Origin of the sequence: Priestia sp. LL-8 (genome assembly GCF_036227845.1) — a bacterium.
Classification (GTDB): domain Bacteria; phylum Bacillota; class Bacilli; order Bacillales; family Bacillaceae_H; genus Priestia; species Priestia zanthoxyli.
On sequence record NZ_JAZAQH010000001.1, the window covers coordinates 4550466 to 4576444 of the forward strand.

Sequence of the window (25979 nt, forward strand, 5' to 3'; positions counted from 1 at the left end):
AATTAATTATTAAGCTACATTAAATAAATTGTAAAAGGAACGTAAACATTTTACATCTGCGGCAAATACTTGTGCAGCTTCACCGAAAAAGTTGTCCCTTTATTGACTTCACTTTTCACTTCAATTTCCCCTTTATGAGCTTCAACGAGATGTTTAACAATTGCTAATCCAAGACCTGTTCCTCCAGAATTACGGCTTCTTGCTTTGTCTACTCTGTAAAAGCGCTCAAAAATACGTGAAATTTCATCAGAATCAATACCGATACCTGTATCTTGAACATGAACCGTAATCGTTTCTTCTTCCTCTTCAAGCGAAACGTGAACAGTTCCTCCAGGCATTGTATACATGAGCGCATTGCCGATTAAGTTAACAAACACTTGCATAAGGCGCTGACTGTCACCATCAATCCACGCTTCTTCAGGAAGCGTATCTAACGTTAGCGTGATTTCTTTTTCAGTCGCTCGGTTTGATAGCACTGTCGTCACTTCGTAAAGAAGCGTATTCAGATCTACTGAATGAATGCTTAGTTTAAACCCTTGCTGTTCAACTTTAGACAAATCTAAAAGATCTTGAATCAAGCTCTCCATGCGCTGACTTTCCGTTAAAATGATAGATAGAAACTGCTGACGCAGCTGTGGATCTTCCATAGCACCGTCTAACAATGTCTCACTAAACCCTTTTATAGACGTAATAGGAGTTTTTAGTTCATGAGACACATTCGCTACAAAGTCACGGCGAACTTGTTCTAGTTTTTTCAGCTCGGTAATATCATGGAAAACAAGCACAATGCCTTTCCATTCATCGTTTAAGCCAATAATCGGCGCTCCGTAAACATCAAAATATCTTCGTTCAATATTTAAAGGCAGAACCACTTGTTTTCGAACCTTTACTTCCGTCATAAATATTTTTTCCACAAGCTTAATGATTTCTTTATGCTCAAATACCTCGTAATACAAATGATAAAGGAAGTCATCCGGATGTATATGAAACTGCTCTTTATAAGCTCGATTCACTAAATTTATATAGCCTCTACTATCGATAAGAAGCATGCCGCTTCCCATATTTTCAATTAGCGTGCGCAGCCTGTCCTGCTGCATTTCTTGATTAGTGATAGACTCTTGCAGATTACGAGCAAGTGCGTTAATAGACTGACTCAGCATCCCTGTTTCATCTACATAATCTTCATATGTACGAGCTTTATAATTCCCTTTTGCAAGTTCCATAGCCACCTTGGTTGCCGATTCAATAGGACGGGTATAGCGTCCCATAATCTTTACACCTAAGAGTAAAATCACAATCAAAGCTAGACCTAAGCTTCCAATAAGAAGGCCCCAAATTTGCTGATTTACTTGTTTTAATGAATCAAACGATGTACTCAGCACAACAAATCCCTCTTGCTTACCTTCTATAATAAGCGGGATACCATAGTAATATAAGTCGTAATCTTCTTTAATTTGATCAAAGCTTTTTTTACTGTTTAACTGCTTTTTTAATACTTGTTGGATTACGATACTTTTTTCGATTCTTTGCTGCTTGCTACCTGGATTTGAGTCAACTAATATTTTTCCGTCTTTTTGAACGATAGTCGTTCGTACACTTAGCGAATGGCTGATTTGATCAACTTTAGATTTTAAAGCAGGACTTGTGATACCTTCTTCGCTAATGTACATTTCTACAAGCTTTGCCTCTTTTTCCATTCGCTCTTGAAACGTCTGAAAATAAAAGTTTTTAAACAACTGTCCCAGCAGCAGGCCAAGACCTACTAATACAATAATAATAAGTACTAATAGAGCCAAAAGTAGCCTTGAACGAAATTTATTCATCTACCTTTGGTTCCTCCAGCTTATATCCTAATCCTCTAATCGTTTTTATATAAACAGGTTTTCGCGTGTTATGTTCAATTTTCTCACGCAAATGGCTGATGTGCACATCTACAATTCGCGTATCTCCGGCAAAATCATAATTCCACACTGCACTTAGCAGCTGATCACGAGTTAATACCCGTCCTTTGTATTTTGCCAAATATAATAATAACTCGAATTCTTTCGGAGTAAGCTCAAGCTGCTCTTGATTAAAGTAGGCCTCATAATGATCTGGAAGAATTTTTAAATCACCAATCATGATGCGTTCGCCATCTTCCTCTTGTTCATTTTCCTGAGCAATAATTTGTGTTCTGCGTAAAATGGCTTTTACACGCGCTACTACTTCTCGAGGGCTAAATGGTTTCGTCATGTAATCATCTGCCCCAAGCTCTAGCCCTAATACTTTGTCGAACTCATCGTCTTTTGCAGTTAACATTAAAATAGGCGTCATCACTTTTTGCTGACGAAGCTTTTTACAAACTTCAATTCCATCCATCTTAGGAAGCATCAAGTCTAACACAATTAAATCCGGTTTTCCTTCTAGTGCCTTGTTGTATCCTTCTTCCCCGTCTTCAGCTGTTTCTACTGTAAAGCCAGCTTGTTGTAAATTATATTGTAATAATGTTGAAATTGATTGTTCATCATCTACGACTAATAATTTCTTACTCATATTAACGATATAAGCCTCCATCTAGTTAAATTAAACCGCAGCTTCATCCAAATGATATTATTTTCTATTTATCTTCTCTTATCATACAATGTTTTAGCCTCGTTCTCCAATATATTTCAACATTTTCAGAAAATATGGTCAAAGAGTTTCTTCTATATTTATAAATATTTAAGGCGTTTTAAAAATTTTCAAAGTCGTGTGTCTCTACTGATGGAAGTCTAAACGGCGGATACACAAGAAACCTTGCCGTTACTACTTTCTCTTTTTGCTCATTGACCGCTTCCACCTCAATCCTAACAGTTTTAGAAGAAACATCTACCTCTGTGACTTCAAACAAAAATTCAATCGTACTATAATGATGAATTTTTTTGGGGAAGGCAACCGTATGTTCTGCAACATGGCTTCCAGGTCCGGGCAAGTACTTTGAAATGGCTGCTGTCATAATACCGGTAATCATAATACTTGGCACAATAGGTTTCTTAAAAGGTGTCTGAGATGCGTAATCATGCTGAATGTATAAAGGGTTAGAATCATTTGTCAGCCCTAAGTACAATAAGATATCCTTATCTTCAATTCGTTCAGTTAGCGTTAATTTTTCTCCAACTTTGATATCTTCAATACTTCGGCCTATTTTTTGTTTTTTACCTAATACCATCATCATTCCACCTTTTGTATAAAGTAATAGCTTTTCTTTCTCCATATACAAGAAAAATTCGAGGTTTCCCCCGAATTTTCCTTGTGACTATTGTTTGAATATTGATAAAAACCTATACTCAAACCTATTTTATTGTATTAAGCTAATACACCCATGACAGTTTTAACTGATTTTGCTGATTGATCTAAAGAAGCTTTTTCAGAATCAGTCAGTTCTAATTCAATTACTTGCTCAATTCCTGCAGCTCCTAATACGGTCGGAACACCTAAGTAGATGCCGTTATAACCATACTCACCCTCTAGGTAAGCAATCGCTGGTAAAATGCGACGCTGATCTTTTAAGATCGCTTCTGTCATTTCAACTAAAGAAGCAGCAGGCGCGTAGTATGCACTTCCGTTACCTAATAAGTTAACGATCTCGCCGCCGCCTTTGCGTGTTCGTTCAACAATTGCTTCAAGGCGCGCTTTTGGAATAAGCGTTTCAAGAGGAATACCGCCAGCATATGAGTAGCGTACAAGAGGTACCATATCATCGCCATGTCCACCAAGTACAAAACCTGTGATATCTTTTACTGAAATGTTTAACTCCTGCGCTACGAACGTACGGAAACGTGCAGAATCTAATACGCCTGATTGACCGATTACGCGGTTTTTAGGAAAGCCAGATTCTTTAAATACTGTGTACGTCATAGCATCTACCGGGTTTGTTAACACGATAATATGACAGTTTGGTGAGTATTTAACAACTTCTTGAGTAACAGACTTCATGATCTTTTGGTTCGTTGTTACTAAATCATCGCGACTCATACCTGGCTTGCGCGCGATACCAGCTGTAATAATGACAATGTCAGAATCAGCTGTGTCTTCGTAGTTGGCTGTTCCTGTAATGTTAGCGTCAAAGCCTTGTACAGGACTTGCTTCTAACATATCCAGCGCTTTGCCTTTAGCTGGATTTTCTAATTGCGGAATATCAACTAATACAACATCAGCTAATTCTTTTTGACCAATTAAAAAAGCAGTTGTAGCTCCTGTAAAGCCCGCTCCGATAACAGATACTTTTTTACGCATATTTGCCATTATAATTCCTCCCCTAAATGAATAGCTATTAAACTGTTACTTGTTTTCCTAGATTGCTAATTAATTCATCAGCGAACTCTGAACACTTCACTTCTGTTGCACCATCCATTAAACGTGCGAAATCATATGTTACTACTTTTGAAGCAATTGTTTTTTCCATTGATTTCATGATTAAATCCGCTGCTTCGTTCCAGCCAAGGTGTTCAAGCATTAACACACCTGATAGTAATACAGAAGATGGGTTTACTTTATCTAAACCAGCATATTTAGGTGCTGTACCGTGAGTTGCTTCAAAGATAGCATGTCCAGTTTCATAGTTGATGTTTGCTCCTGGAGCAATTCCGATACCACCAACTTGCGCCGCTAACGCATCTGAAATGTAATCTCCATTTAAATTCATTGTTGCTACTACATCGAATTCACGTGGACGAGTTAAAATTTGTTGTAAGAAGATATCTGCAATTGAATCTTTTACAATAATTTTTCCTGCTGCTTCCGCTTCTGCTTGAGCTTTGTTTGCAGCCTGCGCACCTTCTTTTTCAACGATGCGGTCATATTGTGCCCAAGTAAATACTTTATCACCGAATTCTTTTTCAGCTAACTCATAGCCCCAGTTTTTAAATGCGCCTTCTGTATATTTCATAATGTTTCCTTTGTGTACAAGCGTCACAGACTTGCGGCCTTGTTCAATTGCATAGTTGATTGCTGCACGCACAAGACGCTCTGTTCCTTCAGAAGAAATAGGCTTAATACCTAACCCAGAAGTTTCAGGGAAACGGATTTTATTTACGCCTAATTCCGTTTGTAGGAACGAAACAAGCTTTTGTACTTCTTCAGAACCCTTCGCATATTCAATACCAGCATAAATATCTTCAGTATTTTCACGGAAGATAACCATATCTGTATCTTCAGGGCGCTTAATTGGAGAAGGTACGCCGTCAAAGTAGCGAACAGGACGTAAGCATGTGAATAAGTCTAATTCTTGACGCAATGCCACGTTTAGAGAACGAATGCCACCGCCTACTGGTGTTGTTAATGGTCCTTTGATTGCAATTATGTATTCGCGAATTGCATCTAACGTTTCTTCCGGTAACCATTCGCCAGTTTGATTAAATGCTTTTTCACCTGCTAATACTTCTTTCCAAACGATTTCTTTTTCACCATTGTATGCTTTTGCAACCGCTGCTTCTAATACGCGAGAAGCTGCTGCCCAGATATCCGGACCAATTCCGTCACCTTCGATAAATGGAATAATTGGGTTATTTGGTACGTTTAACACGCCGTTTGCTACAGAAATTTGTTCACCTTTTGTCATGAGAATGACCTCCTTAAAAAATTTGTCTACTTTCACTTATGGAAAAGTGCTCAACGAACGTGAGCACCTTCGTCACATTGTTTAGCTGCGCTCTTCAAGCGGAATGTACGTTTGTTTTCCAGGACCGATATAATCAGCTCTTGGACGAATCAAACGATTGTTTGAATACTGCTCTAAAATGTGAGCAATCCATCCTGATACGCGGCTCACGGCAAAGATCGGAGTAAATAGATCGTGATCAATGCCTAAGCTGTGGTATACAGAAGCTGAATAGAAATCAACGTTTGGCGGAAGCTTTTTCTCGCCTGTTACGATCTCTTCAATTTTCACTGACATATCGTATAGCGTTGTATCTCCTGCTTGTTTGGTAAGTTTTTCAGACATTTCTTTCAAGTGCTTGGCACGAGGATCACCCTGCTGATACACACGATGTCCAAATCCCATAATCTTTTCTTTTTTCGCGAGCTTTTCGCGAATGTAAGGTTCTGCGTTTTCAACTGTTTGAATGTCAGACAACATTTTCATAACAGCTTCATTCGCTCCCCCGTGAAGAGGACCCTTTAACGCTCCAATAGCGGCTGTAATTCCTGAATAAATATCAGATAATGTTGCCACACAGACACGAGCTGTAAAAGTTGAAGCATTTAGCTCATGGTCAGCGTGTAAGACAAGTGCCTTATCAAATGCCTCTACTTGGATATCAGTTGGCTCTTCGCCGGTTAACATATATAAAAAGTTAGCGGCAATGCTATAGTTTTCGTTTGGCTCAATTGGCTCTAATCCGTTACGGACTCTTGAAAAAGCCGTTACCACCGTTGGTAATTGTGCTTGCAAACGAACAGCTTTGCGATAATTTGCTTCTTCATCCATTAAATCAGCTTCAGGATCGTACAACCCCAATAGTGATACGACTGTTCTTAAAGCTGCCATTGGATGAACATCTTGAATTGGATAAGTTTTGAAATGATCTAAGACTTCTTGGGGTAATTTAGCGTTTTCTGCTAGTAATCTAGAAAACACAGATAATTCTTCTTTGTTAGGTAATTTTCCGTGCCATAGTAAATACACCACTTCTTCAAATGTTGCATAATTCGCTAAATCATCAATATTGTAGCCTTGATATGTTAAAGTGTCATCAATAATTGAACTTACTGCTGACGTTGTAGCGACTACCCCTTCTAGACCTCGAGTTGCTGTCATAAATCTCCACTCCTTTACAGAAAAAATTCCCCATACCTTTCTGTGTAAAACGTGAAAAACAAAATTGAGCCTCTGCTCAACTAGACATTAAATGATATACGAAGCGCCTCTTTTGAATATATATCTTGGAAGAACATTCCTTCACCCCACGTAAAGAAAATGCTTACATTTCCATTTGTTTCAATAACACACAAAATCAAAACATCTGCATGTGTCATTGCTTTGTTACAGCCCTATAGGTAAAACATACAATTGTATGTAAAAAGATGCGGCCTCAAAATATATTATAAACAATTATCTGACTTTTGTGAATCAAAAGAGAGAAGAAATTTTAAAAAAATTATTATTATACAAAAATTTCTACGAAAAAAGTTCAGTTAATTTCATAAATAAATAAGCGATTCCAGCACCGATTAACGGACCTACTGCTACCCCTTGAAACAGCGCCACAGCAAGAATTGTGCCAAAAACTAAAGCGGTCGTAATATGCGGATCATCTTCCAAGAGTGTAAGTCCATATTTAGCAATAATTGCTACAGCAATTCCTGCTCCTAGAGCAATCCAGGCATAAGAAGATTTCACAGCTTCTCCTAATTGTTTGAACCCTATGTCTCCTGTTGCAATTGGCACAAGAACGGCAATTGTAATAACCGTTACTCCAATATTAATTCCTTTTGATTGTAGAAACGGAAAAACTTTACCGTCTAACCCGATTAATTTTAAAATAAGTAAAAATGCAACTGCAATGATTAATGATTGATTTTTAGCCACTAATCCAATTACGAGTAAAACAGCTAAAAAAAGCATGGGTTGTGAGAACATTTTATTCATCCTTTCTTTTTTTATTGTGATAAATCTAAAGCGTATTACGTAAATATTTTATGAGTAGCTTTTTCTTTTGTTGACTATCGTTTACAAGGAGGCCTCTATTTATTGTGTACAAGCTTCATTTACATCGACTATTTCGCTTAGCTTGTGTGTTGGTAATTATTGCAGCATCTATATTTCTTAGTTATTATGTCTCTTCTCTCATATATCCATTTATTATCGCTTGCTGCATCGCTTTTTTCATAAATCCTATGGTTAATCTATTTGAATTGAAGCTGCGTTTACCCCGCTACTTAGCTGTTTTACTATCAATGGTTCTTATCTTCTCTCTTTTGGCCGGACTTATTACGTTACTTATCACAGAAATCATTGCAGGAAGTACGTATTTAGCGAAAGTTGTTCCCACAAATTTCAAAGAAGTGGTCATATTTATTGAAAATATTGCTACAGAACAAATACTTCCGTTTTATGAACGCATTACTTCTATGTTTAATAACTTAAATACCGGTCAGCAAGCAACTATTTTATCGAACATTAAAGGCGTAGGCAACCATATCGCTCAAACGGTGGGTGATTTTTTGCAAAATGTATTGCAAAGCATCCCAGTACTTTTATCCGTATTGCCTAATGCAGCTACTGTGATTATTTTTTCATTACTGGCTACTTTTTTTATTAGTAAAGATTGGTACAAGCTGATGACTAAAAGCAGCGTGTTTATTCCTAAAAAAGTAAGGGAAAATGGACAGACAGTTGTTGTGGAGCTTAAAAATGCACTGTTTGGTTTTATTAAAGCTCAGCTTACGCTTATTTCGATTACCACAATCATCGTTCTTTTTGGTTTACTTGTTCTTAGGGTTGATTATGCTATTACAGTCGCTTTATTGATTGGCTTGGTAGATATTCTTCCTTACCTCGGAACAGGACTGGTTTTTGTTCCTTGGATGATTTATGCCTTTGCAACAGATAACGTGTCATTTGCTGTAGGGCTTTCGGTCTTATATGCTGTAGTACTTGTGCAGCGACAAATTATGGAACCAAAAATTTTGTCATCAAGCATTGGTCTTGATCCTCTCGCTACATTAATTGCTTTATTTGTAGGATATCAACTGATTGGATTTTTCGGATTAATAGTTGGCCCTGTTATTCTTGTTATTCTAAAAACACTTCATACAACGGGGGTTTTTAAAGAAACGTGGCAATTTATTATAGGAAAATGAAAAAGCGTGTGAAAGAAGCTTCTTTCACACACTTTCTAGTTAACGAATAATCGTCATTCGATTACGTCCTTGAAAAAATCTTCTTAGCCACGTTAAAAGAAAAGGCTTAACGATTCTGCGTGTAAACGGCAGCAAAAAGATAAAGCCTACAACATCTGTCAAGAAGCCTGGAAACAGCAGAAACAGTCCGCCAAATAGTACACACATACCATCAAGGATTTCACCGCTTGGAACATGTCCCTGGCTCATCTGGCGCTGTGCTTTTTGAAAAAGAGATGTTCCTTGTTTTTTCGCTAGAAACGCACCAATAAAACTGGTAGCAATAATCAGTAAAAATGTTGACATTACACCAATGAGATGACTTGAATAAATCAAAATCATTACCTCAACAGCAGGTACAATAAGAAGGAGCGGAAGGAGCTTCCTCACCATCATCACCTCTTCGCTTATTGAATTGCCTAAACAAAAAGAGAAGGATTCCCCTTCTCTTTTTTCTATCATCTACGTGTTCTTACAGTACGCTTGCGTGTCCGTTGTATACAACACCACGTGAAGCATCAACTGTAATATCTTGATCTTCTGAGAATACGCTTGTTGCGTTTTCTACGCCTACAATGACAGGAATGCTTAAGTTTAACCCTACTACAGCTGCATGGCTTGTTAGACCGCCTTCTTCTGTAATAAGAGCCCCTGCTTTTTCGATTGCACTGATCATATCGCGATCTGTGCTGTTTGTAACAAGGATAGCACCTTCAGTCATTTTTGCATTTGCTTCTTCAGCAGTTTTAGCAATAACTACTTTACCAACTGCTGCTTTACGACCAATTCCTTGTCCTTTAGCAAGAACGTCACCTACAACTTGAACTTTCATTAAGTTCGTTGCACCTGATTCTCCAACTGGAACACCAGCTGTAATAACCACTAAGTCGCCGTGTGCTACAACGCCTGTTTTTACTGCATCATTTACAGCGTGATCTAACATATCGTCAATTGTGTTTACGCGCTCACCAACAACTGGTGTAACACCCCATACTAGAGACAGACGACGTGCAACAGAATCGTTTGCTGCAACAGCTACGATTGGAGATTGCGGACGATATTTAGAAACGATTTTCGCTGTATAACCACTTTCTGTTGGCGCTACGATTGCACTAGCGTTTAAGTTAAGCGCTGTGTGTACAACAGATTGTCCAATTGCATCTGTAATAGATGGTCCAACTTGCTTGCTGCGCTGTTGTAAAATCTCAGAGTAGTTTAGAGCTTGCTCAGCACGAGAAGCGATTGAATGCATTGTTTGTACAGCTTCAACTGGGTAAGAACCTGCAGCTGTTTCACCAGATAACATAATTGCATCTGTACCATCAAAGATAGCATTGGCAACGTCACTTGCTTCCGCACGAGTCGGGCGCGGGTTGCGTTGCATTGAATCAAGCATTTGTGTAGCTGTAATAACTGGTTTGCCAAGCGCATTACATTGTTTGATTAGATCTTTTTGTACTAATGGTACTTCTTCAGCAGGAATTTCTACTCCTAAGTCACCACGAGCAACCATTAAGCCGTCTGAAACTTCAAGAATTTCTTTGATGTTATCTACGCCTTCTTGGTTTTCGATTTTTGAAATGATTTGAATGTGAGCTGCATTGTGTTTTTCTAGTAGTTCACGAATTTCCAATACATCAGATGCGCGACGCACGAAAGAAGCAGCGATAAAATCAATGCCTTGTTCGATACCGAATACAATATCGTTTGCATCTTTTTCAGTGATACCAGGAAGGTTTACACTTACGTTTGGCACGTTTACACCTTTTTTATTTTTTAATGTACCAGGGTTAAGTACTTTTGTTTTGATTTCACCATCAGTTTTATTGATGTCTAGTACTTCAAGACCGATTAAACCGTCATCTAAAAGGATTTTTGATCCTACGTGTACGTCATCAATTAGACCTGGATATGTAATTGAGAATTTTTCAGTTGTTCCCACTACTTCTGTCATAGACACAATGATTTCAGAGCCTTCTTCTAACTCAATTGCACCATTTTCCATTGTGTTTGTACGAATTTCAGGTCCTTTTGTATCAAGTAAGATACCTACTGTTTTACCTGTTTGTTTCGCAGCTTCACGAATGTTAACAATACGTGCGCCGTGCTCTTCAAAGTCACCGTGAGAGAAGTTTAGACGACAAACGTTTAAGCCTGAGTTAATTAGTTCAACTAATTTTTCTACACTTTCACTCGCTGGTCCAATAGTACATACAATTTTAGTTTTACGCATTCAAATTTCCTCCTATATATTTACTATTTACTCTTTAGGTAAAGCAAATAGCTATTTCTTTTACTAACCTTTTACTAGCAGGCTGTGAACAAGTATTGTGTTGCCTTACCTTGTCCACCTTGCTTTACGTGTAACTTATGAAATACCTACGTAGCGCTGAATCAAATAGCAAACAAATACACAGCACTTTAACGATGAATTTCTTCATCGTTTGCTTCATATTTTACTATTCCCTGCAATTCATACAGCAATACTTGCTGCCTGGTTTGTCTTATATATCTCACGTTTTAGAGAAAAGACAAACGCTCGCACAGCTGCCAATAACCATAGGAAATTAAAAAAAACACTCTTTTTTCTACTTCTACTTAAAGGTTTTTGCTGTCTATAAAATACCACGAAGAACTTGTAAACACAATAGAGAAGGGCTATACAAACAGCATAAAAACGCGCACCCTTATTTTTCAAGAGTGCACGTTTCTTTATTTTATAGTAATGGCATCGTTTTCAGCTGCAAATTGTCCGATTTTTTTGTATTTTAAATAACGCTCTTCCACTAGCTCGTCTTTTGATAAATTAAGCAGCTCTTTTAATGATTTCTTGATAACGCCCTCCATGTATCCAGCTTGTGCATCGATATCCCGGTGCGCTCCGCCTTTTACCTCTGAAACCACTTCATCTACAATACCAAGTTCTTTCAAATCTGGTGCTGTAATCTTCATCGTTTCAGCTGCTTTTTTCGCAAGAGAAGAATCTTTCCAAAGAATGGCTGCCGCTCCTTCTGGAGAAATAACTGAATACGTGGAGTTCTCAAGCATATGAAGGTGATTTCCTAAACCTAATGCTAAGGCTCCTCCGCTTCCTCCTTCTCCAATCACAATGCAAATAACGGGTACAGTTAAGCCAGCCATTTCGAAAAGGTTTTTCGCAATAGCTTCACTTTGTCCACGTTCTTCTGCCGCTTTCCCTGGATAAGCTCCTTTTGTATCAATAAAGCAAATAATTGGGCGGTTAAATTTCTCCGCTTGCTTCATTAAACGCAGCGCTTTACGGTAGCCTTCTGGATGAGGCATACCAAAATTACGACGAATATTTTCTTTCGTATCTTTACCTCTTTGATGTCCAATCACCGTAACAGGCACGCCATTAAACTTGGCAATTCCTCCTACGATTGCTTCATCATCTCCATAAAAGCGATCTCCATGACACTCTAAAAAGTTTGTAAACAAGCGAGAAATATAATCGAGTGTTGTAGGACGTTCAGGATGACGCGCAATTTGAACACGGTTCCACGGGCTTAGATGGTTGTAAATATCGTTTTCTACTTTTTCTAAGCGATTTTCCAACTTATCAATTTCGCTAGATAAATCCACTTCTGTATTTTTAGCAAACTCTTTAAGCTCTGCAATCTTGTTTCGCAACTCAACAATTGGACGTTCAAATTCTAATTCGCTTACCACTCGATGTCACCTCCTGCTACGTGTATATCTAAAATAGTTGTTAACGTTTCTTTTAAATCATGACGGTCAATAACTCCGTCTAGCTGACCATGCTTCAACAGAAATTCCGACGTCTGAAAATCTTCTGGAAGCTCTTCTCTAATTGTCTGTTCAATAATACGTCTTCCAGCAAAGCCAATTAACGCGCCAGGCTCGGCTAAATTATAATCGCCTAGCGAAGCAAAGCTTGCTGATACTCCTCCTGTAGTAGGATGTGTCATAATCGAAATGATTAAGCCGCCTTCATCACTGAACATTTTAAGAGCTGCGCTAGTTTTAGCCATTTGCATCAAGCTCAGAACACCTTCTTGCATACGTGCACCGCCTGAAGCTGTGAAAATAAGGAATGGAACATGCATTTCCTTCGCTTTTTCAATGGCGCGAGTAATTTTCTCGCCGACTACAGAGCCCATGCTTCCCATACGGAAGTGTGAATCCATAACAGCAACTACTACTTTAATGCCTTCAATATCTCCTTCACCCGTAACAATCGCTTCACTCAAATTAGTTTTCTCACGATCTTTTTCGAGCTTTTCAAGATAATCAGGGAACCCAAGAGGATTTTCTGACGTCATATCTTTGTCGTATTCAACAAACGTTCCGCTGTCGATTAAGCTTTCGATACGCTCTGGTGCTGTCATTTGATGATGATATCCACAGTTTAAGCATACTTTTAAGTTTTTATTTAACTCTTTCGTATACATTATTTTTTTACACTTTTTACACTTGGTCATAATTCCTTCAGGTACATCTTGTCTCATATGCTCAGAAGGAATCGTAGCATATTTTCGTTTTTTTGGAGTTTTTGTGTTTTTTGTAAATAAATCTCGTAACAAGGTGTAACCTCCTTTTGGTTCTTTTCTTTATCATAAGAACCTTTATTCTTCCTCTTCTTCTACTATTTACAAGTTGTGAAAATCCGCCTCAAATACAAATCAAGTGACGGATAGACAAAAATTGGACGAATTGTTCGCTTCACTTTATTAGTTACTATTTACTTTACTAGATGACTGTTTGATTTTGTGTAGAAAGATGGCATGTCTCTTTCGACAAATTCCTTCTTTCACACTTGTTTGTAGCACTGATGGTGAAGATTTAATACAGCTGCTTCATCTTTTTTAGCTAACGCCTCTACTAATTCACTTATCAGAGTGTCGCTTGGCGCTGAGTTTTGTTGAAAAGTTTGAGAAAAACGGCAAATAATCAGCCAGATTCGGTGTAATAGCCGATTAGGCTGCAAAGAAAACAAATAGTCAAACAAGTTCTTCAAACAATCGTCATTCTGCTTTTGAACTGCTTTCGAAACATTGATTTCGTCCTGTTCCGCTAAAACAAAATACAAACAGCTCTTTTCAAGAATATATCTCGTCTGAATTAAATCTGATTTTGTTTTACCGTCTTGTACTAAAAAAGTAGCTAATAAATCAATAAATTGATGATCCCCTACTTCTTTAATAAACGTACCTTCACCTCTTCTAGTTTCAATCAACCCAATTAGCTCTAACGCTCTGAGCGCTTCTCGAACGGAAGAACGTCCTGCGCCTAACCGTTCAGAAAGCTCTCGTTCTGACGGGATTTTATCCCCCGTAGTTAAACGATCGTCTTCCATTAGCTGGCGAATTTGTTTTAGAATTTCTACATATACTTTTGAACGTTCATTCTTCAAGTTTACTACCACTCACTTTACATTACTTTAACAGGCATGCTTGAAGCATCATGCCTGTCAAAGAACAGTTGATGTAACCTTATTCAATAATCGCTAAGCGACGTGTGTTTTCAGCTACGGTTTCTGGCTTTACTTTTATTCGGGCAACCCCTGTTTCCATAGCTGCTTTTGCAACAGCGGCGGCTACTGCCGGAGCCACTCGTGCATCAAATGGACCTGGAATCACATAGTCTGTATTCAAGTCCTCTTCCGTAATTAAATTAGCAATGGCCTCAACTGCAGCCATTTTCATTTTTTCATTAATATGAGTAGCACGCACATCTAGTGCACCTCGGAATATCCCCGGAAACGCTAAGACATTGTTCACTTGATTAGGAAAATCAGAACGTCCGGTGCCGATTACTTTCGCGCCAGCTTTTTTAGCTTCTTCTGGCATAATTTCAGGCACGGGATTTGCCATTGCAAAAATGATTGGGTCTGGATTCATCTTTCCAATCATCTCCGGTGTGAGTGCTCCTTCAACCGAAACTCCAATAAATACGTCAGCTTCTTCTAAAGCATCAGCTAACGTACCTTCTACTTTGCTTCGATTTGTATAGGCTGCAACTTCATCTTTTATACGGTTCATGCCGTGAGGACGCTTGTCATAAATCGTTCCTTTGGAATCACACATAATGATATCGCGCACTCCATAGCTGTATAATAATTTAATAATAGCAATGCCAGCAGCTCCTGCTCCATTCGCTACCACTTTGATTTGTGACATCTTTCTTCCTGTCAGCTTCAGGGCATTAAGAAGACCCGCTACCGTAACAATAGCCGTCCCATGCTGATCATCATGAAAAACCGGGATATTTGTTTCCTTTTTCAACCGCTCTTCAATTTCAAAACAGTTAGGAGCCGCAATATCTTCTAAATTAACGCCTCCAAAAGTAGGTTCTAGCAATTTAACAGTTTCTATAATTTTGTCCACATCTGTCGTGTTTAAACAAATTGGGAATGCATCTACGCCGGCAAAACTTTTAAAAAGGACAGCTTTCCCTTCCATTACTGGCAGAGCAGCTTCAGGACCTATGTTGCCCAAGCCCAATACGGCAGTGCCATCAGATACAACAGCTACCATATTTCCTTTCATCGTATATTCATATACATTGTTTACATCATCATATATTTCTTTGCAAGGTTCTGCTACACCAGGGGAATAAGCAAGGCTTAAATCCTCTGCGTTTCGAACAGGAATTTTGGACTTTGATTCTAGTTTACCTTTGTTAATGCGGTGCATATGCAATGCTTCTTCACGTAAAGACAATGAATTTCACTCCCAATAAACAAAATGATAACAAATACTGCGCCTGAACCATGTTCTTTCCCACACTCATATGATGTTATAAATCTAATTGCATTTCATTTCAAGAAAAACGCATCTAATTCGTATATTTCATAAAAAAACGGTGGTCAGACCACTTTTTTAACTATTTTACCATATAACATCACATGAAATCTGTAAAGACTATATCTTCTTGAACACAACGTGCTTCTCTCCTAGCATTGTTTTTAAAGTTTTTATTAACTCGTCGCTTCGTTCAATAGAATAGTGAACGGGAAGCTTGACCAATTGACGTTCTGCCTCATAATAAATTTTCACGGGGATTTTCCCTCTATGAGACTTAAAATGCTGGTAAATAGTATGAAGCAGCTTTTCTGTACCTTGCTTTGTTTCTATACGTAAGTATAATTCTTCCGACGGTAGTTTTTGAACCGCCTCGCTAGCAGCTTCAGCACGTTGACAAACAATTTGCTGCTGCCCATTTCTTTCATCTATTTTTCCTTGTATCAGTAAAACCTTCCCTTGTTCAAACAGCGGACGATTCTGCTCAAATACCCGAGGAAACGCAACAACTTCTCCTTCTCCACTTTCATCCGTGATGCGTAAAAAGGCCATTTGCTCTCCTTTTTTCGTTCGAATGACGCGAATTTCCAACACAAATACTAAAAGAGAGACCGCTTTTCCTGAAGCGTATTCTCTCATATCGTGAAGAGAAACAACAGAATAAAAGGAATTCAGTGCTTCATACTGAGAAGCAGGGTGGCTTGATAAATAAAAACCTAGCATATCTTTTTCATACTGAAGCCGATCTTCTATTTTCAGCTCCTCTTTTTCCATATATTTAGGCTTTAACGAAAATTCATCTCCAAATCCAAAGTCATCATCTGGGAGTACCAAGCTGGCATGTTCAAATGCTACATCAATCGTTGCTAATAAAGTAGCTCGATTTTCTCTAAACTCATCAAAGCCTCCGGACAGAATCAAAGCTTCAAGGGCCTTTTTATTCACAGCTTTTTGTGAAACACGTGCACAAAAATCAAATAAGTCTTCAAATCTTTTTTTCTTTCGCTCTTCTGTTATTTCCTGCATAGCTGCTGCACCAATATGTTTAATGGCTGCAAGGCTATACCTTATACTTTCACCTTCTACGTTAAACGAATACATGCTTTTGTTAATAGAAGGTGGGAGAACTTGTATTTTTTTTCTTTTTAGTTCATTAATATATTGAGCAATTTTTCCTTCATTTCCAATAACGCTCGTTAATAAAGCTGAAAAGAACTGTAGCGGGTAATGTGCTTTCAAATAAGCTAACTGATAGGCTACCATACTGTAAGCAACGGCATGGCTTCGGTTGAAGCCATAATCAGCAAAGCGCACAATAAGGTCATATACTCGATTAGCAACGGATAGGTCATATCCTTTCTTTTCGCTTCCTTGAACAAAATGAGCTCGTTCACGATCAAGCACTGCACGCTCTTTTTTACTAACTGCTCTTCTCAACAAATCTGCTTCTCCAAGAGAAAAGCCAGCCATTTTTGAAGCAATCTGCATAATTTGCTCTTGATACACGATAACGCCGTGCGTGGATTGTAAAATGTCTTTAAGCGTAGGATGATCATATATGACCTTCTCCACGCCGTGCTTGCGCTTAATATAAGTTGGAATATTTTCCATTGGACCAGGTCTATACAGCGCGTTGACCGCTACGATATCTTCTAGCTCTGTAGGTTTTAATTGCTGAAGCACTCTTCTCATGCCATCTGACTCTAGCTGAAAAATCCCTGTCGTATCTCCTTTGCTCAGCAGTTCAAAAGTTTTTTGATCGTTAAATGGTATATGAGACAGTGACAGCTTTCGATTCATGTCCCGCTCAATTTTCTTTAAAATATGATCTAAAATGGTTAAGTTGCGCAAACCTAAAAAGTCCATTTTCAAAAGCCCAACGTCTTGCAGAGCTTCCATTGGATATTGAGTTAGATATACATCATCATGTCCTTCTTGTACAGCTACAGACTGCGTCAGAGGCTTCTCACTAATCACAACGCCTGCTGCGTGTGTGGAAGTATGCCTTGGCAGTCCTTCTATCTTCATCGCAATGTTATACCATTGTTTTCTGGCTTCATTTTCAGATAAATAGTCTTGAAGAACTCTTGAATCACGAAGGGCGCTTTTTAACGTTGTACCTGGTTTAGTTGGAATCGCTTTGGACATTTTGTTTAGCGCCTCTTGATCATATCCCATCACTCTCCCTACATCACGTACGGCTGCTTTAGCTGCTAATGTTCCAAACGTAATAATTTGAGCTACATGCAGCGCTCCATATTTTTGAGCCACATACTGAATGACTTGATCTCGTTTGTTATCAGGAAAATCAATATCAATATCAGGCATCGAAATACGTTCAGGGTTTAAAAAGCGCTCAAAGAGAAGCTGATGCTGAATTGGATCAACATTTGTAATTCGTAAGGCGTATGAGACCAATGAGCCTGCCGCTGAACCACGGCCTGGCCCCGTTAAAATACCGTGTTCATGAGCATAATTCATAAAATCCCATACGATAAGAAAGTAATCACTAAAGCGCATATTTTCAATAATATTCAGCTCATAATCCAAGCGTTCCTCGTATTGTTCCGTGATCACTTGAACTCTTTCTTGCAATCCTTTTTCGCAGAGAGTGCGCAAGTAGGCTGATGATGTAACAGACGGGGGAACAGGGTATTTTGGAATAGACATTACGCCTAGAGAAATTTCGAGCTCGCATCGTCTTGCGATTTTTATACTTTCTTCTATTAAAAAATGCTGATCATGAAAGAGAACTTCCATTTCATGAGGTGATTTGAAATAGTACTCGCTGCTTTCTTCTTGCACCTGTTCACCGCTATGTAATTTCTCTCCGTCTCGAATAGCCGCTAAGCAATCATATGCGTCCCGATCTTCTTTTTTTAAATATTTCACTTGATTCGTCGCAACAAGCGGGACATTTTCTTCAGCAGCAAGCTCCGTTAACTGCTGATTTATCAAAGCTTCATCCTGTCCGTGGCGCTGTATGGATATATACAAAGAGTGCGAATATACTTTTTTAAAGAATTGAAGCACTCGCTTTGCATCTTGAAGCTTGTTTTCTGCTAGCAGAGTTTCTACTTCTCCCGTTACACCAGGTGTAATAGCAATCAGCCCGCTACTGTAATGCTGGAGCCATTTTTTATTTACACCTTGTTTTTCCTTGGTTTGAACTAAACTGCTTAGTTTTAATAGATTTTCATATCCCTTATCATTTTCCGCTAACAGAACTAAAGGGTACGCTCGCTCGCTTTCTTCGTGTTCTAGAATTGATAATGTGAGCCCAATAATTGGCTTGATCCCCGCTTTCACGCAGGCTTTATAAAAAGGAATGACTCCGTACATTACATTTTCATCGGTCAAAGCAATCGCTTCATAGTTCATTTTTTTAGCTGTTTCTACAAGTTCATGAATACGAACGGAACTGCTTAGTAAGCTATAAGAACTTTGAAGCTGTAAGTGAACAAAAGGCACAGGACTTCCCACCTTTCTTTAATTCTTTATTTTCATTATAAATTTTGTTGCGGGCGTAGACAAATTACATAACTCTGAACGTTTGTCCATATATATGTAGGAAGCATGAGTTATCAATAAAATAGTAAAGGAGGACGCGTCATGACAAAAGAGCCTTTTATGTCTCTTTTCATTTGGAGTTACTTTACTTCATTAGGTATTATTTTAGGCGGTTCATTAATCGGAGCATTTGCGGGGTTTTTAATTGGAAAATCTCCCCTGTACGTCATGCATACCCTCAGCAATAGCTTAAAAATTTGGGCAATTGTCGGAGCTATCGGAGGAACATTTGATACGTTTTACAGCTTTGAGCGAGGACTCTTTGAAGGAGCCACAAAAGATGTATTCAAACAAATCCTTTTAATTCTATCCGCTATGGGAGGAGCTCAGACTGGGGCTCTGATCATCAAGTGGTTAACTCAGGAGCATTTTGTATGAGGGTACCCAGTGAGCGAATGTTCAAGCGCTCCGACTGGCAGCGTTTTTTTGCCGGTATAGTCATTGGAGCAATTGTCAGCTGGGGAGTGTTTTTAACGATTTACGGCGTTTCAAGAGATAGAGAGCTAGAGGAGATTCGAATTGCTAATGATAAGCTAAAAAAAGCAAATTTGCAAATTAGCGCATGGCAAGAAGATGTAAAAGCATTAAACAAGGAAATGAAGCAGCATTTGATTATTCAAAATGTGAAAGTAAAATTAGTAAACGGCCATCGTTATAAAGTAAACTCTGTGGTTGAATACAATATTCAAAAAAGCGTCGACGAAGAAGCGCAGCACTTAATTGCCCAAGATATTGAAAGTGCGTATCGAAGCAGGGATATCTTAAAAAAAGCAATTGAGAATAAAAAATACGAATTCGATAAAACGATTTATGAAGTTGAAGTTCATCAAATTTATTTTTATACAACGCTCTCGATTGAAGTTCGAATTAAAAAGATGGAAAAAGTACTCTAAAAAGCCGCTGATTTAAAATCAACGGCTTATTTTATAGATTACTTCTGACTGCAGAGCTCTTCTAAATCAAGTAGTAAAGGCTCTACTTCTTCCCATGAATAAATGGAAGCGCCGGACGCAAGAGGATGACCTCCTCCGTTGTATTTTCTAGCAATTGTATTAATGACAAGCTCTTTTGAACGAAGGCGAACACGAATTTGATTTTCTTCTTCCACAAAAAACACCCACGTTTTTACTCCATCAATTTGCCCTAACGAACCGACTAGCTGAGAGGCATCAGCTGGTGTAACATCATATTTGCGAAGAATTTCATTTGGAATTTTCATATGAGCAACTCCTGCTGGAGACATCGTAAAGTTTTGCAGCACATATCCATGTAAGTGAGCGACGTTTTCTTTTGTTTTGTATAACTGATCATATACATCTTTAAAATTGAAACCATATTGAATCAATTCACTTGCATAGCAAAACGTTTTCGGCTTTGTATTTGGAAATAAAAATCGACCCGTATCTCCGACGATACCGCTGAAGATCAGCTTTGCTCCTTCATCATTCAGAGATAACCCCTTTTCTTTTCCTTCCAAGTAAAATTCATAAATCATTTCGCTTGTTGAAGAAGCAGACGTCTCAACCCAAAGCAAATCACCGTAAGGAGTTTGGTTTGGATGGTGATCAATTTTAATGACCATTTTTCCATTTACGTAGCGCTGATCTGATACTCGTGCTTCATTAGCCGTATCACAAACAATGACGAGCGCATCCTCATAGGTCTCATCAGCGATATCATCCATACGGTATAAAAATTTTAATGACTCCGCTTCTTCTCCCGTTACGTATACCTTCTTCTCGGGAAAAGATGTTTTTAACAATTCCGCTAATCCGCACTGAGATCCGTATGCATCTGGATCTGGACGAATGTGCCGGTGAATAATGATGGTGTCAAACTGCTTAATAGCTTCTAATATTTGTGCTTTCATTTTCTCTCTCCTGTCAATACTGTTCTTGTTTTATGTACGTACCACGTGCACTTACATTTCCACAGCGCTGTATCCATATTATTTATTAAATCATATCTCTTCTCTTTTTTAAAAGAAGAATCAATCAATAGTAGAATTTTCTGTCATCAACCTGTAAAATAATAGATACTACTGTAAACACTTTCAACACTAACGGTTACTAGCATCTAGAAACATTACGGATAGAAATACACCGGACTGGAGGGGCGTTTGTGCCATTTTTTATGATTTTAATCGTTGTGTCCTTTGTTTTCTACATGTATTTAAAAGTAAAATACGTACGTTCGAAACGTCCGATGGAACGAAAGTGGATTTCCGCTAAATCGAGTGTTTGCCTCGGTTCTTTCGTGTTATTTTTCGGCATCAATCAATGGTTTATTTACGAAACAAACCTTTCGCTTATCATCGGCATATTATTTGTATTATTCGGTTCAGGCAGTATAATTGCAGGTGTCAAAGCTTATAAGCACTATCAGCCTTATGCAATAAAAGAAGCAGATCAAATGTAAAAAAGGCTGAGGCATAACGAGAGGAATCCAATCTAAAGACGAACAAATGGGAGACATGAGCTGAACCGCTTGAGACACCGCCGTTGATTTCCGTGCAAGACTTCGCTTTCCGCGGGCGGACGCTGAGCCTCCTCGTCGCTTACGCTCCTGCGGGGTCTCATCTATTCCGTTTTTCCCGCAGGAGTCTTCGTCTTGCCCTCCAATCAACGGCTAGAAGAATCTAAACAGGTGAAACCTACGTTTACCCTAACAAAAAAAACGAACCACTCATCAACATGGTTGATAAATGGTTCGTTTTTCACTTCGTCTAACATACTTTTGTCCCAGCTTCTTTTTTATACCCTGTCCAATAACTGAGCCATCATCATCGCTTTTCCTACTACAACTCCGGCGTTGTAGACTTCTACATCTAATTTAGCAAACTTCCGACCAAGTTCTAATAGCTTAGGGCGAATTTCAATTACACTTTCAATTTGAACCGGTTTAATAAAATAAACGGTAATGTTTTCAATAACCAAATCACCTTTTTTATATAAGCGAAGAACACGATTGGCAGCTTCCGTCACAATAGTAGTAAAAACTCCGTATGAAATAGTTCCCATATAATTTGTCATTTGTGGCGTTACTTCACAGCGATAGACGGGTGCTTCCTTTGTCTCTTGTACGTCCATAAATTGATTCGTTACAATGTCATCAATGGTTTCTCCTACCTGCGGTTGACGCTGAATCATTTGCAGCGCTTTTAAGACATCTTGACGGCTGATAATGCCTTCTAGTCGATGGTAATCGTCCACTACAGGCAGCACTTCAATCCCTTCCCATACCATCATATGAGCAGAAGAAGCGACCGATGTTTTCCCGTGAACGGTCATCGGATTTTTCGTCATAACTTTTTCAATTGAAGTGGAAAGATCATATCCAATAACATCTTTTGAGGTGACCATACCATGAACTTTCATATGCTGATCTACTACAGGAAAACGACTGTGGTGCGTTTGATCGTTACAGTCGTGCCATTTTTCAATCGTATCGGTTAACTGCAAGCTAACCGCTTCAGAAACGGGTGTTAAAATATCCTCTACAAGCACAATTTCTTTTTTTATCAGCTGATCATAAATAGCCCGATTAATCATCGTTGCAACTGTAAATGTATCATAGCTCGTTGAAATAATAGGAAGCTTAAGATCATCCGCAAGCTTCTTAACCCATTCTTCCGTATCAAAGCCGCCCGTAATTAACACGGCTGCTCCTGCTTCAAGAGCTAATTCATGAGCGTTTACTCGATTCCCTACGATAAGAAGGTTTCCGGCCTCGGTATATCTCATCATAGCATCAAGCTTCATCGCTCCAATAACAAACTTGTTTAACGTTTTATGCAAGCCTTCACGTCCGCCCAGCACTTGTCCATCCACGATGTTTACTACTTCAGCAAACGTGAGCTTTTCAATGTTTTCTTTCTTCTTTCGTTCAATTCGAATGGTTCCAACTCGTTCAATCGTTGAAACATATCCTTTATTTTCCGCGTCTTTTATTGCTCGGTACGCCGTGCCTTCACTGACATTCAGTTCTTTGGCAATTTGGCGCACTGAAATTTTTTCACCAATTGGAAGCGAATCGATATACTGTAAAATTTGCTCATGTTTTGTCGCCACGTGTACTTCACCCTTCTAAAACGTTTTTACGTTTCATATGTCTTTTCTTTTATTATACGGGGGAAGTGAAATGGATTCAATCTAACCTCTTTGACGCAAAGGCTTTCTCGCACTATTTTTTTGAATACCTGCCTTCTTGCGGCGCGGTGTATAAAGCAGTGATGACAAATTGCCTCCAGCTACAAAAAGAGCAAAAGTAAGCCAGCTTATACTAAAAATTCCTTGCAAACTCGAAGTTATTAACACTAAATGCGGCATTGCATAGTAAAGCATCACCCCGCATAGTAAAAGCGATAAAATAACTCGATTTTTTTCCATAGCTCTCCCTCCTTATTATTACTATCGTATGCAGGGAAGTAAAAAAAGCAGAACGCTTCTTTGCAAATAAAAAGAGATTAAGACATAACTGCATCGATTCAATCTAAAGACGAACAAATGTGAGACATGAGCTGAACCGCTTGTGACATCACAGTTGATTTCCGTGCAAGACTTCGCTTTCCGCAGGCGGCCGGTGAGCCTCCTCGTCGCTTGCACTCCTGTGGGGCCTCACCTATTCCGCTTTTCCCCTAGGAGTATTCGTCTTGCCCTCTAATCAACAGCTAGAAGCCGCTACATATACGAAACCTACGTTCACCATAACAATAAAAAAAGAACGAGTGATCGATATTATCGATTACTCGTTCTTTTTTAACTTTAACTGAAATCGTTTTGTCCCAGCCTCTATTTAGGATTAAAGTTCCAATCCTTCTCCAGCTTTTAATACTTTTCCTTCAATACCGGATAAAGACTCAACAAATTGATGAGGATCTTGCTTAATTACAGGAAATGTATTGTAGTGAATTGGCACAACAAGCTTTGCCTGCACCCATTCCGCTGCGATAGCCGCATCTTCAGGTCCCATTGTAAAGTTATCTCCAATTGGAAGAAATGCTACGTCAGGCTCATGGCGACCAATTAACTTTAAATCAGAAAATAAAGCCGTATCTCCAGCATGATAAATTGTCTTTCCTTCAATCGTTAAAAGCAAGCCAGCTGGCATTCCTGTATAAATAATTTTCTCATTATTTTCTGTATAACTTGAACCGTGGAAAGCTTGGGTCAATTTCACCGTACCAAAATCAAATGTATAGGCTCCACCTATGCTCATTGGATGTACGTTTAAGCCTTGCCAGCTAAGATATGTAGCTAATTCTGCTACTGCCACAACAAGTGCACCGCTGCGCTTAGCAATTTCCACCGTGTCGCCTACATGATCATTATGGCCATGAGTCAGTAAAATCACATCTGCTTTTACATCTTCAGCATTTAAATCTGTTAATTCATTTCCAGTGATAAACGGGTCAATTAAAATTGTTTTTCCTTTTGTTTCAATTTTAACAACAGAATGTCCATGATAAGAAACGTGCATCATATATTCTCTCCTTTTACACTAACCTTTTCTATATTCTACCCGTCTGTTTTGGTTACAAAACAAGTGAATACGCGGCTATCATATCACAAACTGCGCAAAAACATGCCTTATTATGCTTGCTCTAATAAAGTTGTTGCATCAGCGTAAGTTAGACCGTGTGCATCTGCCACAGCCGCGTAAGTGACAAACCCATTTAGGGTGTTGATGCCTTGAAGAAGAGAAGGGTTTTTTAAGCACGCTTTTTTATACCCCTGATTTGCTATTTGCAAAGCATAAGGCACCGTTACGTTGGTCAGCGCTAAGGTCGACGTGCGGGGAACAGCTCCTGGCATATTAGCAACAGCATAATGCAAGACCTCATGCTTCGAATAAGTCGGGTTATCGTGAGTGGTAATGCGATCAGTTGTTTCAAAAATTCCACCTTGATCAATGGCAATATCAACTACAACTGACCCTTTTGACATCGTTTGAACCATTTCCTCGGTGACAAGCTTTGGCGCTTTAGCCCCTGGTATGAGAACCGCTCCTATCACTAAATCTGACTCTTTTACAGATTGTGCGATATTGTAGTGATTTGACATTAATGTTGTCACTTCTTTACCAAATAAATCATCCAGCTGGCGAAGGCGATCAGCGTTTAAATCAATTATTGTAACATCAGCCCCTAATCCGACCGCAATTTTAGCAGCGTTGGTTCCCGCTACTCCTCCTCCAATAATTGTTACTTTTCCTCTTTGCACGCCTGGCACTCCACTTAACAAAATCCCTTTGCCACCTTTGGTTTTCTCCAAAAATTGAGCTCCAATTTGAGAAGACATTCTTCCTGCAACTTCGCTCATCGGCGTTAACAGAGGCAAGCTTTTATTTGGAAGCTGTACCGTTTCATAAGCGATACCCACTACCTTTTTATCAATCAATGCTTTCGTTAACGCTTCTTCAGCTGCCAAATGTAAATACGTAAACAAAATAAGTCCTTCACGAAAATATCCGTATTCTTCTGAAATCGGTTCTTTTACTTTCATAACCATTTCAGCATCCCATGCTTCTTTTGCAGTATTTACAATAGAAGCTCCTGCATTTGTGTAATCTTCATCATGGAATCCAGAGCCTTCTCCTGCCTGTGTTTCAATATATACATCATGCCCACCGTTAACTAAAGCTGTAACACCAGCTGGAGTAATAGCCACGCGATTTTCATTGTTTTTCACTTCTTTCGGCACTCCAATTTTCACCTTTATCCCTCTTTTCTTATATCAGTGATTAACTGAAAAAAGAACGCCA

At 38.8% G+C, this 25979-nt stretch carries 23 protein-coding genes; 4 read left to right on the plus strand and 19 right to left on the minus strand.

Annotated elements, in window-relative coordinates; all coding sequences use genetic code 11:
- Positions 1-50: 50 nt before the first annotated feature.
- From pnpS to U9R83_RS23800, 7 genes are all read right to left on the minus strand, one after another.
- Positions 51-1823 (minus strand): two-component system histidine kinase PnpS, encoded by a 1773-nt coding sequence (pnpS, locus tag U9R83_RS23770; protein ID WP_014458047.1) that lies wholly within the window; start codon positions 1821-1823, stop codon positions 51-53.
- On the minus strand, positions 1816-2532 hold the full coding sequence (locus U9R83_RS23775; RefSeq protein ID WP_013085192.1) for a response regulator transcription factor: 717 nt from the start codon (positions 2530-2532) through the stop codon (positions 1816-1818). Before U9R83_RS23775 ends, pnpS begins: the two co-directional genes overlap by 8 nt.
- Positions 2533-2710: 178 nt before the next feature.
- Positions 2711-3187 (minus strand): MaoC family dehydratase, encoded by a 477-nt coding sequence (locus U9R83_RS23780; protein WP_042992413.1) that lies wholly within the window; start codon positions 3185-3187, stop codon positions 2711-2713.
- A 137-nt stretch (positions 3188-3324) separates the two neighbouring features.
- Entirely contained in the window at positions 3325-4263 is a 939-nt protein-coding gene (gene mdh / locus U9R83_RS23785; RefSeq protein WP_013085194.1) for a malate dehydrogenase, read from the minus strand.
- Positions 4264-4291: 28 nt separating this feature from the next.
- Complete coding sequence (gene icd, locus U9R83_RS23790) at positions 4292-5584, minus strand: NADP-dependent isocitrate dehydrogenase (RefSeq protein WP_255255780.1); 1293 nt, start codon at positions 5582-5584, stop codon at positions 4292-4294.
- Between the two features lie 75 nt (positions 5585-5659).
- Positions 5660-6778 carry a citrate synthase gene (gene citZ, locus U9R83_RS23795; RefSeq protein ID WP_014458044.1) on the minus strand — a complete coding sequence of 373 codons (1119 nt, stop codon included), beginning with the start codon at positions 6776-6778 and terminating at the stop codon, positions 5660-5662.
- Between the two features lie 360 nt (positions 6779-7138).
- Positions 7139-7600, minus strand: a complete 462-nt coding sequence (locus U9R83_RS23800; protein WP_013059446.1) for a DUF441 domain-containing protein — start codon at positions 7598-7600, stop codon at positions 7139-7141.
- A gap of 113 nt (positions 7601-7713) precedes the next feature.
- Between U9R83_RS23800 and ytvI the strand changes: the two genes are divergently transcribed.
- Positions 7714-8823, plus strand: coding sequence for a sporulation integral membrane protein YtvI (ytvI, locus tag U9R83_RS23805; RefSeq protein WP_042991856.1), 1110 nt, complete (start codon positions 7714-7716; stop codon positions 8821-8823).
- Positions 8824-8862: 39 nt separating this feature from the next.
- On the opposite strand, the gene U9R83_RS23810 is transcribed toward ytvI, so the two are convergent.
- The 7 genes from U9R83_RS23810 to dnaE form a co-directional block, all read right to left on the minus strand.
- Positions 8863-9255, minus strand: coding sequence for an FxsA family protein (locus U9R83_RS23810; RefSeq protein WP_025750656.1), 393 nt, complete (start codon positions 9253-9255; stop codon positions 8863-8865).
- Between the two features lie 79 nt (positions 9256-9334).
- Positions 9335-11095: a pyruvate kinase gene (gene pyk / locus U9R83_RS23815; RefSeq protein WP_014458040.1), complete on the minus strand. Its 1761-nt coding sequence runs from the start codon at positions 11093-11095 to the stop codon at positions 9335-9337.
- A gap of 479 nt (positions 11096-11574) precedes the next feature.
- Positions 11575-12552 (minus strand): acetyl-CoA carboxylase carboxyl transferase subunit alpha, encoded by a 978-nt coding sequence (accA, locus tag U9R83_RS23820; protein WP_014458039.1) that lies wholly within the window; start codon positions 12550-12552, stop codon positions 11575-11577.
- Entirely contained in the window at positions 12546-13427 is an 882-nt protein-coding gene (accD, locus tag U9R83_RS23825) for an acetyl-CoA carboxylase, carboxyltransferase subunit beta (protein WP_013059451.1), read from the minus strand. The genes accA and accD overlap by 7 nt, the downstream gene beginning before the upstream one ends.
- Before the next feature lie 227 nt (positions 13428-13654).
- Positions 13655-14257 (minus strand): FadR/GntR family transcriptional regulator, encoded by a 603-nt coding sequence (locus U9R83_RS23830; RefSeq protein WP_042991855.1) that lies wholly within the window; start codon positions 14255-14257, stop codon positions 13655-13657.
- Positions 14258-14336: 79 nt separating this feature from the next.
- Entirely contained in the window at positions 14337-15566 is a 1230-nt protein-coding gene (locus U9R83_RS23835) for an NAD(P)-dependent malic enzyme (protein WP_014458037.1), read from the minus strand.
- A 201-nt stretch (positions 15567-15767) separates the two neighbouring features.
- Positions 15768-19118 carry a DNA polymerase III subunit alpha gene (dnaE, locus tag U9R83_RS23840; RefSeq protein ID WP_042991854.1) on the minus strand — a complete coding sequence of 1117 codons (3351 nt, stop codon included), beginning with the start codon at positions 19116-19118 and terminating at the stop codon, positions 15768-15770.
- 141 nt (positions 19119-19259) lie between these two features.
- Here dnaE and U9R83_RS23845 point away from each other — a divergent pair, with 141 nt between their 5' ends.
- Both U9R83_RS23845 and ytrI read left to right on the plus strand, forming a co-directional pair.
- A complete protein-coding gene (locus tag U9R83_RS23845; protein WP_013059455.1) occupies positions 19260-19595 on the plus strand; it encodes a YtrH family sporulation protein in 336 nt (111 codons plus the stop codon).
- Positions 19592-20110 (plus strand): sporulation membrane protein YtrI, encoded by a 519-nt coding sequence (gene ytrI / locus U9R83_RS23850; protein WP_014458035.1) that lies wholly within the window; start codon positions 19592-19594, stop codon positions 20108-20110. The genes U9R83_RS23845 and ytrI overlap by 4 nt, the downstream gene beginning before the upstream one ends.
- Positions 20111-20148: 38 nt before the next feature.
- On the opposite strand, the gene U9R83_RS23855 is transcribed toward ytrI, so the two are convergent.
- Positions 20149-21087 (minus strand): DHH family phosphoesterase, encoded by a 939-nt coding sequence (locus U9R83_RS23855; RefSeq protein ID WP_014458034.1) that lies wholly within the window; start codon positions 21085-21087, stop codon positions 20149-20151.
- A 251-nt stretch (positions 21088-21338) separates the two neighbouring features.
- On the opposite strand from U9R83_RS23855, the gene U9R83_RS23860 reads away from it, so the two are divergent.
- On the plus strand, positions 21339-21635 hold the full coding sequence (locus tag U9R83_RS23860; protein ID WP_042991853.1) for a YtpI family protein: 297 nt from the start codon (positions 21339-21341) through the stop codon (positions 21633-21635).
- 335 nt (positions 21636-21970) lie between these two features.
- Here U9R83_RS23860 and U9R83_RS23865 read toward each other — a convergent pair whose 3' ends face one another.
- From U9R83_RS23865 to ald, 4 genes are all read right to left on the minus strand, one after another.
- Positions 21971-23287, minus strand: coding sequence for a CBS domain-containing protein (locus U9R83_RS23865; RefSeq protein ID WP_014458032.1), 1317 nt, complete (start codon positions 23285-23287; stop codon positions 21971-21973).
- An 81-nt stretch (positions 23288-23368) separates the two neighbouring features.
- Complete coding sequence (locus U9R83_RS23870) at positions 23369-23605, minus strand: hypothetical protein (protein WP_115654984.1); 237 nt, start codon at positions 23603-23605, stop codon at positions 23369-23371.
- Between the two features lie 412 nt (positions 23606-24017).
- Positions 24018-24695: a metal-dependent hydrolase gene (locus U9R83_RS23875; RefSeq protein ID WP_042992411.1), complete on the minus strand. Its 678-nt coding sequence runs from the start codon at positions 24693-24695 to the stop codon at positions 24018-24020.
- 113 nt (positions 24696-24808) lie between these two features.
- Entirely contained in the window at positions 24809-25930 is a 1122-nt protein-coding gene (gene ald / locus U9R83_RS23880) for an alanine dehydrogenase (RefSeq protein ID WP_014458028.1), read from the minus strand.
- Positions 25931-25979: the final 49 nt, after the last annotated feature.